The organism is Delftia deserti, assembly GCF_042653485.1.
In the GTDB taxonomy this organism is placed as follows: domain Bacteria; phylum Pseudomonadota; class Gammaproteobacteria; order Burkholderiales; family Burkholderiaceae_C; genus Comamonas; species Comamonas acidovorans.
Window position 1 is genome coordinate 3,293,343 of record NZ_JBHSIH010000001.1, and the last position, 14,501, is coordinate 3,307,843.

Annotated in this window: 12 protein-coding genes; 5 read left to right on the plus strand and 7 right to left on the minus strand. The window is 68.4% G+C overall.

Going from position 1 to position 14,501, the window contains the following annotated elements:
- Positions 1–1,080, minus strand: coding sequence for an ABC transporter ATP-binding protein (locus tag ACFPFG_RS15950; protein WP_380107373.1), 1,080 nt, complete (start codon positions 1,078–1,080; stop codon positions 1–3).
- A 271-nt stretch (positions 1,081–1,351) separates the two neighbouring features.
- On the opposite strand from ACFPFG_RS15950, the gene ACFPFG_RS15955 reads away from it, so the two are divergent.
- The 4 genes from ACFPFG_RS15955 to proC all read left to right on the plus strand — a co-directional run bounded on the left by ACFPFG_RS15955 (position 1,352) and on the right by proC (position 5,800).
- Positions 1,352–2,116, plus strand: a complete 765-nt coding sequence (locus ACFPFG_RS15955) for a DeoR/GlpR family DNA-binding transcription regulator (protein WP_012202956.1) — start codon at positions 1,352–1,354, stop codon at positions 2,114–2,116.
- A 73-nt stretch (positions 2,117–2,189) separates the two neighbouring features.
- Positions 2,190–3,686, plus strand: a complete 1,497-nt coding sequence (gene glpK / locus ACFPFG_RS15960) for a glycerol kinase GlpK (RefSeq protein WP_183017330.1) — start codon at positions 2,190–2,192, stop codon at positions 3,684–3,686.
- Positions 3,655–4,860: an esterase-like activity of phytase family protein gene (locus ACFPFG_RS15965; RefSeq protein ID WP_183017329.1), complete on the plus strand. Its 1,206-nt coding sequence runs from the start codon at positions 3,655–3,657 to the stop codon at positions 4,858–4,860. The genes glpK and ACFPFG_RS15965 overlap by 32 nt, the downstream gene beginning before the upstream one ends.
- 100 nt (positions 4,861–4,960) lie before the next feature.
- Positions 4,961–5,800, plus strand: a complete 840-nt coding sequence (gene proC / locus ACFPFG_RS15970) for a pyrroline-5-carboxylate reductase (protein ID WP_380107376.1) — start codon at positions 4,961–4,963, stop codon at positions 5,798–5,800.
- Positions 5,801–5,874: 74 nt separating this feature from the next.
- Here the strand turns inward: proC and ubiA are convergent, their stop codons facing one another.
- The 6 genes from ubiA to recG form a co-directional block, all read right to left on the minus strand.
- Positions 5,875–6,744 carry a 4-hydroxybenzoate octaprenyltransferase gene (gene ubiA, locus ACFPFG_RS15975; RefSeq protein WP_197957475.1) on the minus strand — a complete coding sequence of 290 codons (870 nt, stop codon included), beginning with the start codon at positions 6,742–6,744 and terminating at the stop codon, positions 5,875–5,877.
- Positions 6,745–6,870: 126 nt separating this feature from the next.
- Positions 6,871–7,668 carry a phosphatase PAP2 family protein gene (locus tag ACFPFG_RS15980; RefSeq protein WP_183017327.1) on the minus strand — a complete coding sequence of 266 codons (798 nt, stop codon included), beginning with the start codon at positions 7,666–7,668 and terminating at the stop codon, positions 6,871–6,873.
- A 59-nt stretch (positions 7,669–7,727) separates the two neighbouring features.
- A complete protein-coding gene (locus ACFPFG_RS15985; RefSeq protein WP_043822499.1) occupies positions 7,728–8,333 on the minus strand; it encodes a Dps family protein in 606 nt (201 codons plus the stop codon).
- A 120-nt stretch (positions 8,334–8,453) separates the two neighbouring features.
- Positions 8,454–9,419 carry a LysR substrate-binding domain-containing protein gene (locus ACFPFG_RS15990; RefSeq protein WP_013804463.1) on the minus strand — a complete coding sequence of 322 codons (966 nt, stop codon included), beginning with the start codon at positions 9,417–9,419 and terminating at the stop codon, positions 8,454–8,456.
- Between the two features lie 226 nt (positions 9,420–9,645).
- Positions 9,646–10,419 carry an MHYT domain-containing protein gene (locus tag ACFPFG_RS15995; protein ID WP_380107379.1) on the minus strand — a complete coding sequence of 258 codons (774 nt, stop codon included), beginning with the start codon at positions 10,417–10,419 and terminating at the stop codon, positions 9,646–9,648.
- A 336-nt stretch (positions 10,420–10,755) separates the two neighbouring features.
- Positions 10,756–12,990, minus strand: a complete 2,235-nt coding sequence (recG, locus tag ACFPFG_RS16000; protein WP_380107381.1) for an ATP-dependent DNA helicase RecG — start codon at positions 12,988–12,990, stop codon at positions 10,756–10,758.
- Between the two features lie 185 nt (positions 12,991–13,175).
- Here recG and ACFPFG_RS16005 point away from each other — a divergent pair, with 185 nt between their 5' ends.
- Positions 13,176–14,429 (plus strand): HD-GYP domain-containing protein, encoded by a 1,254-nt coding sequence (locus ACFPFG_RS16005; RefSeq protein ID WP_183017324.1) that lies wholly within the window; start codon positions 13,176–13,178, stop codon positions 14,427–14,429.
- Positions 14,430–14,501: the final 72 nt, after the last annotated feature.

Genomic DNA, 14,501 nt, shown 5'->3' on the forward strand with positions numbered 1-14,501 from the left:
TCATCGTCCTCCGGGCCGCGCCGGCGCCAGCAGCAGCGCGCCGTTCGTGCCGAAAACGTAGGCATGGGCCGGGTCCAGGTGCAGCGTGACCGCGCTGCCCAGGTCCAGGTGGTGCACGCCCGTGACCTGGGCCACCAGCTCGCCCCAGGGCGTGGTGGCATGCACGAAGGTGTCGGAGCCCGAAATCTCGGCCAGTTCCACCACGCCCTGCAGCGCCAGATCGCCGGGCCGAGGCTGCAGGCGCAGGGCGCTGGCGCGCAGGCCCAGGGTCAGTGGGCCGGACGCGGCCAGGTTCGCAGGCAGCGCCACGGGCAGCCGCGCGCCGCCCGGCAGTTCCAGCCCGCCCTCCACGGCACTGGCCACGATCAGGTTCATGGGCGGATCACTGAAGGCGCGCGCCACGCGCAGCGAATTCGGCTGATGGAAGACCTCGGCCGTGGGGCCGTACTGCAGCAGTTCGCCCTCATGCAGCACAGCCGTGTAACCACCCAGCAGCAGGGCCTCGCCGGGCTCGGTGGTGGCATAGACCACGGTGGAGTCGCCCGTGGAGAACAGCTGGGTCAGCTCCTCGCGCAGTTCCTCGCGCAGCTTGTAGTCGAGGTTGACCAGGGGCTCGTCCAGCAGCATCAGCGGAGCGCCCTTGGCCAGGGCGCGCGCCAGCGCCACGCGCTGCTGCTGGCCGCCCGACAGCTCGGCCGGGTAGCGGTCCAGGAACATCTCGATGTGCAGCCGCTGGGCCAGGGCGCGCACGCGCTGCGCCACATCGCGGTCGCCGCGCAGCTTGAGCGGCGAGGCGATGTTGTCCGCCACCGTGAGCGAGGGATAGTTGATGAACTGCTGGTAGACCATGGCCACGTTGCGCTCGCGCACGGGCATGCCGGTCACATCGACGCCATCGGCGCGCACACGGCCTTCGGTGGGCACGTCCAGGCCGGCCATGATGCGCATCAGGCTGGTCTTGCCGGCCTGCGTGGCACCCAGCAGCACGGTCACCGCGCCGCTTTCCAGTTCAAGGTGCATGGGGTGCAGCCAGGTCTGGCCGCCCACGCGTTTGCTGATTCTCTCCAACACCAGTTCCACGACCGCCCTCACTGACGAGGCCGCCTGCGGGGGCAGCGATTGAACAAGGAGAAACACCTTGCTTCAGGCGGCAATTGCGCGCCATCCGAAAGCAAGAACGTGATCATTTTTGTTCTTTCCAGATCGCAGCCCATCAACACATACCCTAGGTGCTGTTCTTTTTTCTTCGTTTTAAAGTTCCCCAACCCACGGCCGGCCAGGGGCAAATGCGCTATAACCCGGTCGCCCCGCCTTGTTTGCCTGAGAACGCACCAGATCTGGAATCGCCGCCGTGAACACCAATCCCCGACAACTACAGCTGCTCGACGAAGTGCGCAGCCGCCAGTCCACTTCGGTGGAGCAGCTGGCCGAGATCCTGGGCGTGACCCTGCAGACCGTGCGCCGCGACATACAGAAGCTGGCCGATGCGGGCCTGATGGTGCGCTTTCACGGCGGCGTGCGCGTGCCCAGCGCCACGGTGGAGAACCTGGGCCACACCCAGCGCCAGGTGCTGCATGCCGAAGGCAAGTCGCGCATTGCGCGCGCCGTGGCCGAGGCCATTCCCAACGGCTGCTCGCTGATCCTGAACATCGGCACCACCACCGAGGCCGTGGCCCAGGCCCTGCTCAAGCACCGGGGCCTGCGCGTGATCACCAACAACCTCAACGTGGCGGCCATCCTCAGCTCCAACGCCGACTGCGAAGTCATCGTGGCCGGCGGCGTGGTGCGCACGCGCGACCGGGGCATCGTGGGCGAGGCGGCCGTGGACTTCATACGCCAGTTCAAGGTGGATATCGCCCTGATCGGCATCTCGGCCATCGAGCCCGACGGCAGCCTGCGCGACTTCGACATGCGCGAAGTCAAGGTGGCCCAGACCATCATTGCCCAGTCGCGCGAGGTGTGGCTGGCCGCCGACCACAGCAAGTTCCACCGCCAGGCCATGGTGGAGCTGGCACGCCTGGACCAGATCGACCGCCTGTTCACCGATACCGCGCCCCCTGCCCCGTTCGATGCCCTTCTGCGCGAAGCCGAGGTGCAATGCGTGGTGGCGCAATAAGTTTTCCGCAGCCGCTGCGCCACCGCCCGCACAGGACACGCGCACCGGCCCTGCTTTTCCTGGATACCGCACCATGACCTATCTGCTTGCCCTGGACCAGGGCACCTCCAGCTCGCGCAGCATCGTCTTCGACACCCAGGGCCGCATCGTGGCCTCGGCCCAGCTGGAGCTGCCGCAGATCTATCCCCGGCCCGGCTGGGTCGAGCACGATCCGCGCGAGATCTGGCGCACCCAGCTGGCCACGGCGCGCGAGGCCCTGGCCAAGGCCGGGCTGGCGGCAGCCGACATCCGCGCCCTGGGCATCACCAACCAGCGCGAGACCACCGTGGTCTGGAACCGCGCCACGGGCCAGCCCATACACCACGCCATCGTCTGGCAGGACCGCCGCGCCGAGCCGCTGTGCGCCCAGCTGCGCGAGGCAGGCCATGCCGACACCATCCAGCGCAAGACCGGCCTGCTGATCGACGCCTATTTCTCGGGCACCAAGCTGCGCTGGATCCTGGACAACGTCAACGGCGCACGCGCCGCCGCCGAGCGTGGCGAACTGGCCTTCGGCACCGTGGACAGCTGGCTGATCTGGCAACTCACGGGCGGGCGCCGCCATGTGACCGATGTCTCCAACGCCAGCCGCACCATGCTGTTCAACGTCCACACCAACCAGTGGGACGACGATCTGCTGGCGCTGCTGGAGATTCCGCGCGCGCTGATGCCCGAGGTGCTGCCCTCGGCAGCGGACTTCGGCCACACGGCCGCCGAAGTGCTGGGCGGCGAGATCGCCATCGGCGGCGTGGCCGGCGACCAGCAAAGCGCCCTCTTCGGCCAGGCCTGCTTTTCGGCCGGCATGGCCAAGAACACCTATGGCACGGGCTGCTTCATGCTCATGCACACGGGCGGCGTGTTCCAGACCTCTGCCAACGGCCTGCTGACCACCGCTGCGGCACAGCCCACCGCTGCGCCAGCCTATGCGCTGGAAGGCAGCGTCTTCGTGGGCGGCGCCGTGGTCCAGTGGCTGCGCGACGGGCTGCGCGCCATCGAGCACAGCGGCCAGGTACAGCAGCTGGCCGAGAGCGTGCCCGATTCGGGCGGCGTGATGATGGTGCCGGCCTTCACGGGACTGGGCGCCCCCTACTGGAAGCCCGATGCGCGCGGCACCATCACGGGCCTGACGCGCGGCACCACCATTGCCCACATCGCGCGGGCCGCGCTTGAATCCATCGCCTTCCAGAGTGCCGCCCTGCTGCTGGCCATGAGCCGCGACGCGGTGGCCAGCGGCGGCGCGCCGGTCAGCGAACTGCGCGTGGACGGCGGCGCCTGCGTCAACAACCTGCTCATGCAGTTCCAGGCCGACCTGCTGGGCATTCCCGTCGTGCGTCCGGCCTGCGTGGAGACCACGGCCCTGGGCGCTGCCTACCTGGCGGGCCTGTCCTCGGGCGTATACCAGAGCACCGAGGAACTGTCGGCGCTGTGGAAGGCCGAGCGCCGCTTCGTGCCCACGCTGGACAAGCACCGCGCCGACGAGCTGATGGCGCGCTGGGAGCATGCGGTGGCCCAGACCGCGCTGGCGGCCTGACAACGGGCTCACGGCCTTGTTCAAGGCGGCCAGCCTGGTGCTTTCCGGCCTGCTGCTGGCCGGCTGCGCCGCGCCGCCCCAGGCCCTGCCGGCCCCGCAGCCCACGGCATGCGCGCGCCTGCAATGGCTGGGCAGCACCACGATTGCGCGCGACGAACCCATCCATGGCGCCACCACCGGCGGCATCTCGGGCCTGGACTACGACGCCCAGCGCGGCGACTTCGTGGCCATCAGCGATGACCGCTCGGCGCGCGGCCCCGCGCGCTGGATGCGCCTGCGCATAGAGCAGCTGGACGCCGGCCAGCGCGCCGGCCCCAACCCCTGGCAGGCGCAGGTCACCGAAGTGCATCCGCTGCTGGATGCCGGGGGCCGCTGGCTGCGCCCGCGCCATGCCGCGCCCGCCACCCAGCCCGTGCCCGACCCCGAAGCCATCCGCCTGCTGCCGGACGGCGGCCTGCTGTGGACCGACGAAGGCGACCCGGGCCGGGGCTTTGGCACCTCGCTGGTGAAAGCCGATGCGCAAGGCCGCCAGCTTGCGCGCTGGCTCCATCCCTTCAAGGACGAGGCCGGCGTGCCGGGCCTGCGCCCGAACTTCGGCTTCGAAGGGCTGGCCGTGACGCCGGACGGCCAACAGGCCTGGCTGGCCCTGGAGGCGCCGTTGCGCCAGGATGGGCCGCGCGCCAGCGCCGGCTCGGCGGGCGCGCCCGTGCGCATCAGCCTGGTCAGCCTGGACGATGGCCGGCTGCTGCGCCAGATCGCCTACCAGCCCGATGCCGTGCCGGCCGCCAGTTGGGCCCTGCCCCGGCGCGAGGTCAACGGCATCAGCGAGATCCTGCTGGACGGCCCCGGCCACCTGCTGGTGCTTGAGCGCTCCTACAGCCCGGGCCACGGCTTTGGCGCGCGGCTGTACCGCATCGGCCTGGATGCGCCTGACACGCTGGCCCTGGCCAGCTTCGCGCAAACGCCGCCACAAGTGGCGGTCAAGCAACTGGTGGCCGATCTGTCAACCGTGCAGCCCGGCCGGCTGGACAACATGGAAGCCATGTCCTGGGGCCCGCCGCTGCCCGATGGCACGCGCGTGCTGGTGTTCGCCGGCGACGACAACTTCAACCCGGCGCAGGCCAACCAGATCCTGATCACGGCCTACCGTCATCCGGAGCCCTGCGTGTTCTGAAACAGCTTCGGGATTCTCCGTGGGTGCGCAAATTCACGCGGCCCGAACGCCAGGGGAACACGCTCTAAACTCTTCGTTTTCCTTCTCCAACGGCACCAGCATGAACACCGTTTCCACAGCCTCCCCTGTCATCGCCTTCATCGGTGGCGGCAACATGGCCAGCGCCATCATCGGCGGACTGATCGGCCAGGGCCAATCCGCAGACCGCATCGTCGTCGTCGAACCCTTCGAGGCTGCACGCGACGCGCTGCGCACGAACTTCGGCATCACGGCCCATGCCGATGCTGCGGCCGCCGCCAGCGCGCTGGACGGAGCCGCCATCGTGGTCTGGGCCGTCAAGCCCCAGACCTTCAAGGAAGCCGCCCAGGCCGTGGCACCGCACACCGCCCAGGCCCTGCACCTGAGCGTGGCCGCCGGCATTCCCACGGACTCCATCGCCCAGTGGCTGGGCACGGGCCGCATCGTGCGTGCCATGCCCAACACGCCGGCCCTGGTGGGCAAGGGCATGACGGGCCTGTTCGCCCGCGCCGAGATCGATGCCGCTGGCAAGAGCGCCATCGAGCAGGTCGTTGCCACCACGGGCCAGTTCGTCTGGGTCGACCAGGAAGCGCACCTGGATGCCGTGACCGCACTGTCGGGCTCGGGCCCGGCCTATGTCTTCCTGTTCCTGGAAGCCATGACACAGGCCGGCGTGGACATGGGCCTCACGGCCGAGCAGTCCTACCGCCTGGGCGTGGCCACCTTCCAGGGCGCATCGGAACTGGCCGCCCGCTCCACCGAAAGCGCCGACGTGCTGCGCCAGCGCGTCACCAGCAAGGGCGGCACCACCCACGCCGCCATCACCCACCTGCAGGCGCAACAGGTGCCCGAGCATTTCGTGGCCGCCATGCGGGCAGCCCAGGCCCGTGCCAAGGAGCTGGCCGCCGAGTTCGGCCGCTGAGCCCGGCGCAGCGCGCCACAGACTCCATGCAAAAGGGAGGCACCGGCCTCCCTTCTTTTTTCAGCGCTGAACCCTCAGCGCAGCGCAAACCCCAGTGCCACGCCCGCGAACAGGCTGGCACCGATCCAGTGGCTCTTGCTGAAGGCCACGAAGCAACCCTCGCGCGTGCGGTGGCGGATCAGGGTGAAGTGCCAAATCACCTGGGCCGCGGCCACGGCCAGGCCCAGCCAGAAAGGCCAGGCCAGGCCGTAGGGCGCCAGCGCCCAGGCGGTGAGCAGGCCGCAGAGCACGAAAAATCCCATGACGGCCGCCACGTCGAAGCGCCCCAGGGTGATGGCCGAGGTCTTCATGCCGATCCTGAGGTCGTCGTCGCGATCCACCATGGCGTATTCGGTGTCATAGGCCAGCACCAGGAACATGTTGGCGAGCCACAGAATCCAGGCCGTGGCCGGCACCTGGCCCTGCACGGCGGCGAAGGCGATGACGATGCCGAAGTTGAAGGCAATGCCCAGGAAGGCCTGGGGCATGGCGAAGAATCGCTTGGTGAACGGGTAGAGGATGGTGAACAGCACGGCGGGCACGGACCAGGCCACGGCCTCCCAGCGCGTGGTCAGCACCAGGCCCAGCGAGACCAGGGCCAGGGCCGCGCCCAGCAGCGCGGCCTCCTTGACCGAGACCTGCCCCGAGGTGATGGGGCGCTGCGTGGTGCGCTTGACGTGGCGGTCGAAATCGCGGTCGGCGATGTCGTTGATGCAGCAGCCGGCGCTGCGCATCAGCACCGTTCCCAGCACGAAGACCACCAGCAGATGCCAGCCCGGAAACCCGCCCGCTGCCACCCACAGTGCGGCCAGCGTGGGCCAGACCAGGACCAGCCAGCCGGCCGGCCGGTTGAAGCGGACCAGGTCCAGATAGAGCGACAGTTTGCTGCGCCGGGGCGCAGGCATGGGCGTAGAGGAGGTGGTGGGCATGGCGTCTGGGCGCCGATGGCGGCCGTGGGCCGGCCATCGCACGCATCACATTCGAAAATGCCCGCATTGTCGCCGCTGGGCGGGCGGGCTCGGCGGCGCGCCTCAGCAGCGCCTGCCGGCAACGCGGGTTTGCGCCCACTCCACGGCACAGATCACCAGCGCCATCCAGGCCAGGCCCAGCAGCCAGCCGGCCAGCACATCGCTGGCATAGTGCACGCGCAGCACCACGCGGCTGGCGCCCACGCCCAGGGCGACAGCCAGGGCCGCCAGGCCCACGGGCCAGCGCCAGGCCGGGCGCAGGTACGGCAGCAGCAGCCAGGCCAGCATCAGATAGAGCACGAAGGTGCCCGCGCTGTGACCGCTGGGAAAGCTGAAGCCGCCCTCAGGCACCCAGCCACCCACGGGGCGCGGACGGCCCACGCTGGTCTTGATGGCGCGTATCCACAGGCCCACGCCAGCCGTGGCAACCACCCAGGCGGCCGCATGCAGCCAGTCGCGCCGCCACAGCAGCAGCGCCAGCACGGCGGCCGACAGCGACACCATCCAGGCCACATTGCCCAGTTGGGTGAAGGCGACCACGGGGCGCACCCAGGCATCGGTGGCATGGCCGGCCAGCCACAGGTGCAGGGCTTCGTCGAGCACCGGCCAGTCGGTGCAGGCGGTGCAGCCTGCGGGCTGGGCCAGGCCCAGCATGTCGCGCACCATCACGGCCAGTGCCAGCAAGGCCAGCCCGCCGGCGGCAGCCAGGCCCAGCCATGCGGCCCGCGGCATGGGCAGGCCTGCGTGGCGCAGCCGGGCCATGGCAGGCAGGCGCAGATAGAAAAAAAGGCCGCCCAGGGCGGCCAGTACCAGGCACAGGCCGCCCGTGGCGGCGTGTGCGTCAATCCAGGTCCAGAGCATGCGGTGGCATCACTCCCGGGCCAGGGCGGGTACGCGCAGGGACTGGCGTCTGCGCAGCATCAGTCTTCGAGCAGCGCGCGCAGCATCCAGGCGGTCTGCTCGTGCACGGTCAGGCGCTGGGTCAGCAGGTCGGCCGTGGGTTCGTCGCTGGCCTTGTCGGCCAGGGGGAACAGGCTGCGCGCCGTGCGGGCCACGGCCTCGTGGCCGGCGACCAGGATGCGCACCATCTCCAGGGCCTTGGGTGGGTCGTGGGGCACGTCGGCCAGGCTGGTGAGCTTGCCGAAGTCGGCATAGGAGCCCGGCGCGAAATGGCCCAGCGCACGGATGCGCTCGGCGATGGGATCGACGGCGTTCCACAGCTCCGTGTACTGCCCCATGAACATGGTATGCAGCGTGTTGAACATCGGACCGGTGACGTTCCAGTGGAAGTTGTGCGTGGTCAGATACAGCGTGTAGGTGTCGGCCAGCAGGGCCGACAGGCCCTTGGCGATGGCCGCGCGATCCTTGTCGCTGATGCCGATATGGATGGCGGAGGAGCGCACGGACGCCGGTGCCACGTCAGCCAGCGCGGCCTTTGCAGGCTGCACTGCCTTGTCGGCCTTGTCGGCCTGCACGGCCTCTGGCTTCTTCGCACCGGACTTGTCTTTGCTGGCATTTTTGGCCATGGGATCCCTTTCAGCTTCGTACAAACGGAAGATGCTCCCGGCAGGTCGCCCGGGAGCCAGTTGCAACGATAACGCAAGTGCAGCGGCCCCACAGGCCCAGCGCACGCGCCGATGCGGTCATCAGGACAGGCGTTTGACGCCGGGCAAGGCGCAGGCGTAGACCGCGTTGCGCAGGGCGGCGATGGCCTCGTAGCGCGTGAAGCTGCGGCGCCAGGCCAGGACCACGCGCCGTGTCGGCGGGGCCGAGCCGTCGTCCTCGAGGATAGGCAGGTAGCGGATGTGCGGCTCGTCGGTCTTGCGGCGGCGCGCCGTGGTCTCCAGCGCATCGGCGGGCACGGACAGGCGCGGCACCAGGGTCACGCCCATGCCGGCGGCCACCATGTGCTTGATGGTCTCCAGCGACGAGCCCTCGAAGGTACGGCGAATGCCTTCGGCATTGCTGGCATAGCGTGCGAACTCGGGGCAGACCTGGAGCACATGGTCGCGGAAGCAGTGGCCCGAGCCCAGCAGCAGCATGGTCTCGTTCTTGAGATCGCTGGTGGAGACATGGTCCTTCTGGGCCAGCGCATGGGTGCTGGGAACGGCGGCCATGAAGGGCTCGTCGTACAGCGGCGCCAGCGCCAGGCCGGTGTCGGGGAAGGGCTCGGCGACGATGGCGCAGTCGATCTCGCCGGTGCGCAGCATCTCCAGCAGCTTGATGGTGTAGTTCTCCTGCAGCATCAGCGGCATCTGCGGCGTGCGCATGATGGAGTTGCGCACCAGGTCAGGCAGCAGGTAGGGGCCGATGGTGTAGATCACACCCAGGGTGAGCACGCCGGACAGCGGGTCCTTGCCGCGCTTGGCGATTTCCTTGATCTCGGCGGCCTGCTCCAGCACGCTTTGCGCCTGACGGATGATCTCCTCGCCCAGCGACGTGACCGACACCTCGCCGGCACTGCGCTCGAAGAGCTTGACATCGAGCTCCTCCTCCAGCTTCTTGATCGCCACGGACAACGTGGGCTGGGACACATAACAGGCTTCGGCGGCGCGGCCAAAATGCTTTTCACGTGCCACGGCCACGATGTATTTGAGTTCGGTAAGTGTCATTGGCGAGCTGTGTCTGGGAGGGAGCCTCGGAAAATACGATGGTCTTACACCAAGAACCTGTGCCGGAACCTTTGTGCAATCAGGCCTTGCGGCCCGCTTGCCGGGGTGCTCCCCTCAAAAGTTCCTGCACAGGTTCTAGGATTTGTCCTATTTCGATTGTGCCAGTCCTCGTCCGCGCATGACCACTGCGCGCTCCCCGACCCGCCGGCTTTTTGTATTTATCCACCTACTGCAGCGGCCGGCGCATCCGGTCGCGCTGCTGCATGAGCTGGTCCATGCCTATCAATGCAGCCAGGCCTATGGCCACGATCACGGTAAAGACCGGAAGGTCCAGGGCGCTGATCACGGCAAAGCCTTGCGGCTTAGCATAACGCTGTGTCTCTGAAATGCATACGAAGTCCGCTGCGGCCATGCCGGTGTAGTGCATGGAACAGACCGCCGCGCCCATGACGGCAGCGGCCAGCGCACGCATGCCCGGCGAGCTGGTGCGAAACGACAGCCACAGCGCGGCGCTGGCCGCGGCAACAGCGATGCCCACGGACAGCAGCACGGTGGGAACGGACCAGACGATGAAGCCCGGAAAGCGCATGCCGTACATGCCCAGGTAATGCATGAAGGCCACGCCCAGGCCCAGCAGGGTGCCCGCGCCCAGCACGCGCGCCCCGCTTTCGGGACGCCGCGCCACAAAGACCAGCGCCACCGAGGTGGCGGCAACGGCGGCGCACAGGGACGCCAGGGTTTCGATCATGGAGTAGCCCGACCCCATGCCCAGGTTCAGCGCCAGCATGCCCGTGAAATGCATGGACCACACGCCGATGCCGCCCAGCGCCGTGCCCGCAGCCAGCAGGTTCAGCCAGCTGATGCCCGCGCGTCCCCGGATGCGCTGCGCCGCGGTCAGGGCCACGAAGGAACCCAATACGGCAATCCCATAGGACAAGGCCACCAGGCCCATGCGCCAGGAGGTCTCGACGATCTCATTCGCTTGAACGGCTTCATTCATGTTGGCAGCTCCTCATTTGCAGAAAAATGGGACAACACAAGAGTGATCGCGGCCGTCCTCCCCGTGGGGGAGGCTTGGCAGGCCATCCCCTCCCGGATGGAGCTACCCTGTTTTTTTGTGACTCAATGTACCAAAAGGTCACAAATATTCAATGAGGCAACGGGACTGCGCTGTCACCGCCATGACGGCATGAAGCGCTGCATTTCGCAGGCTACAACGCGTGTGGAAACCATGCCTGGCGCGGGCTGCAGGCCTGCGGAAGATGCCAACGCCAGGCAGCGGCCAAACACGTAAAAATACGTAACACAACCACCCGACAGGAATGGAACGGGCCGATCAGGCCTTGAGGAATTCGGCCTTGCCGCCCAGCCAGCGGCCCACATGGCGCTGGGCCAGTTGCGGGTGCTGCTCCAGCATGCGTGGCGCCAGTTCGCGTGCCCAGTCGAGCAGCATGAGGTCCTGCTCCAGATCGGCGAAGCGCAGCATGGGCGCCCCCGATTGGCGCGCACCGAGGAATTCGCCGGGGCCGCGGATCTCCAGGTCGCGCCGCGCGATCTCGAAGCCGTCATTGGTCTCGGCCATGGCGCGCAGCCGGTCCTTGGCCGTCTCGCCCAGGCGCCCGCTGTCTCCCACCGAATACAGCAGCACGCAGGCCGAGGCCGCCGCACCCCGCCCCACGCGACCGCGCAGCTGGTGCAGCTGGGACAGGCCGAAGCGCTCCGCATGCTCGATGACCATGAGCGAGGCGTTGGGCACGTCCACGCCCACTTCGATCACCGTGGTGGAGACCAGCACGCCCATGACACCGGCGGAGAACAGCTCCATCACGGCCTTCTTTTCGGCCGTGGGCATGCGCGAGTGCAGCAGGCCGACCATGACGCTGGGCAGCATCTCGCTCAGATAGGCATGGGTGGCCGTGGCGTTGGACAGGTCCAGCGCCTCGCTTTCCTCGATCAGCGGGCAGACCCAGTAGACCTGGCGCCCTTCCGCGACCTGGGCGCCTATGCGCTCGATGACCTCGTCCTTGCGGCTGTCGGCAATGAGCTTGGTGACGATGGGCGTGCGGCCCGGCGGCAGCTCGTCGATGGTGGACACATCCAGGTCGGCGTAGTAGCTCATGGCCAGGGTGCGCGGAATGGGCGTGGCGCTCATCATCAGCAGATGGGGCTCCATGCCCGAGGCCGCGAGTTTCTGGCGCAGCGCAAGCCGCTGGGCCACGCCGAAGCGGTGCTGCTCGTCGATGACGGCCAGCGCCAGGTTCTTGAACTGCACCTGGTCCTGGATGACGGCGTGCGTGCCCACGACCAGGGCCGCCTCGCCGCTGCGGACCAGCTCCAGCATGGCGGTGCGTTCCTTCTTCTTCTGCGCGCCGGCCAGCCAGGCCACGCGCTTGCCCAGCGGGGCCAGCAGCGGCTCCAGCCAGCCGACCAGCTTGCCGAAATGCTGCTCGGCCAGGATTTCGGTGGGCGCCATCAGCGCGCACTGCCAGCCGGCCTCGATGCAGGCCACGGCCGACAGCGCCGCCACCACGGTCTTGCCCGATCCCACATCGCCCTGCAGCAGCCGGTGCATGGGCATGCGGCGCTCCATGTCGGCAAGGATCTCGGCCACCACGCGCTGCTGGGCGCCGGTCAGGCCAAAGGGCAATTGGTCCAGGAACTGGCGCGCCAGGCCCTGGGCGCTGTCCATGGGCAGGGCGCGCAGCACGGGCGCCCTGAGCCGCGCGCGCTCGCGCTTGGCCTCGTATTGGGACAGTTGCTGGACCAGCAGCTCCTCGGCCTTCAGGCGCTGCCAGGCCGGGTGCGAATGGTCTTCCAGCGTGGCCAGGGCCACATCGGGCGTGGGGTGGTGCAGGAACTGCAGCGCATCGCGCAGGCTGAACAGCGGCGGCAGCCCGCCGTTGCCATGGAACTGCGCCACGGGCGGATGCTCGCCCTGGGGCAGCGTATCGGAGAGATCGGCGCGCAGCATGGCCGTGACCGCCGCACGGCGGATGTAGGCCTGGGGCAGGCCCGCCACCGTGGGATAGACGGGCGTGAGTGCGGTGGGCAGGTCGCCGCCGGCCGCGCGAAACGCCGGGTGCAGCATCTGCCGGCCCCAGAAGCCGCCCTTGACCTCGCCGCGGATGCGCAGCCGCGCGCCCACGGACAGGGTCTTCTGGTGCGAGGGGTAGAAGCTGAAGAAGGTCAGCACGCATTCGGCCGTGCCATCGTCCACCGTGACCTTGAGCATGCGGCGCGGGCGCAGCTGCACCTCGCTGTGGGTCACCGTGGCCTCGATCTGCACCGTGTCGCCCTCGCGGGCATTGCGCAGCGGGGTGATGCGCGTCTCGTCCTCATAGCGCAGCGGCAGGTGCAGTGCCAGATCGATGTCGCGCACCAGGCCCATCTTCTGCAGCGCCTTCTGCGCGGCGCTGGCCGCGGGCTTGGCGGGCGCTGCGGGCTTGTCTGCCGCCTTCTCCGCTGCCTTGCCGCCCTTGCCTGCGGCCTTTGCCTTGCCGGCACGCGCGGCCTTGCCGCCGGGGGCGTCGCGCCCCAGATCTGGGAAGGCAGAGGAGACGTTCAAGGGCATGGGCTATCCTGTTTCAGAGCATGCGCATGGGCATGCATGCATAGTGTATGAATATACAGGTGTAGGCAACACGCCACGTTCATGCCGGATGCCCTTGCCCAAAGCACCCTTGAGGCCCCGGGTCTCTGGGGAAGCCGCTACCATGCACGCTGACGTTACGTAGTGTTACCCCGCCACCGAATGCCATGTTGAAGCGTATCAATGTCCAGCATGTCACTCTGGGCATGTTCCTGCACGAGTTCTGCGGCTCCTGGATGGAGCATCCTTTTTGGCGAACCCGTTTCCTGCTCCGCTCCGAGGCAGATCTCCAGCGCCTGCGCTCCACCTCCATCCAGGAGGTCTGGATCGACGTGCGCAAGGGCCTGGACGTGGGCGTCCAGGTGCCTTGCCTGCGCTTTGATCCGCAGGACGAGCTTCGCCACCAGATCCCGGACAGCGCGCGCCCTGTCTCCGAGCAGAGCACGGCCCCCATTTCCACCGCCACCGAGCTGCGCCGCGCCGCGCAGACCTGCGTGCAGGCCAGGCAATTGCTCAGCCGCCTGTTCAGCGACGCGCGGCTGGGCCGGCCCGTGGACGCCACGGCCGCCGGGCAACTGGTGGACGATGTGACGGCCTCCGTGGCGCGCAATCCCCACGCCCTGATCGGCCTGGCACGGCTGAAGACGGCCGACGACTACACCTACATGCACAGCCTGGCCGTGTGTGCGCTGATGGTGGCCCTGGCCAAGCGCATGGGCCTGGACGACCACAGCCTGCGCAAGGCCGGCATGGCCGGTCTCATGCACGACCTGGGCAAGACCGCGATCCCGGTCGCCGTGCTCAACAAGCCCGGGCCGCTGGACGATGCGGAATGGGCGCTGATGCGCGCCCACCCACGCCATGGCGAACAGCTGCTGCGCCCGCTGGGCCTGGACGACGAGGTCATCGATGCCTGCCTGCACCACCACGAGAAGGTGGACGGCAGCGGCTACCCCGACGGCCTGCAGCAGGGCGACATCGGCCTGCTGGCACGCATGACGGCGATCTGCGATGTCTACGACGCCATCACCTCGGATCGTCCCTACAAGAAGGGCTGGCCGCCCTCGGAGGCACTGCGGCGCATGGCCGAGTGGAGCCCCCGCCATTTCGACAAGCGGCTGTTCGAGCAGTTCGTGCAGACCGTGGGCATCTATCCGCTGGGCTCGCTGGTGCGCCTGCATTCGCAGCGCCTGGCCGTCGTGGTCGATGCCTCGCCGGGCAGCCTGCTGGCTCCGCGCGTCAAGGTGTTCTATTCGCTGCGCCAGGCCTGCCGCATCACGCCCGAGATCGAGGACCTGTCCGAGAGCCAGGGCAACGACCGCATCATCGCGCGCGAAGACCCGGCGAACTGGGACTTTCCGGATCTGGAGACGCTGTGGCTGGAGTTCGAGCGCCAGCCCCAGGCCCAGATGGCCAAGTGACCACCGCGAAATGCCGGGGATGACCCCAGGGTTTGCGACAATGGCGGACTTCCGTTCAACGAACTTGGAACG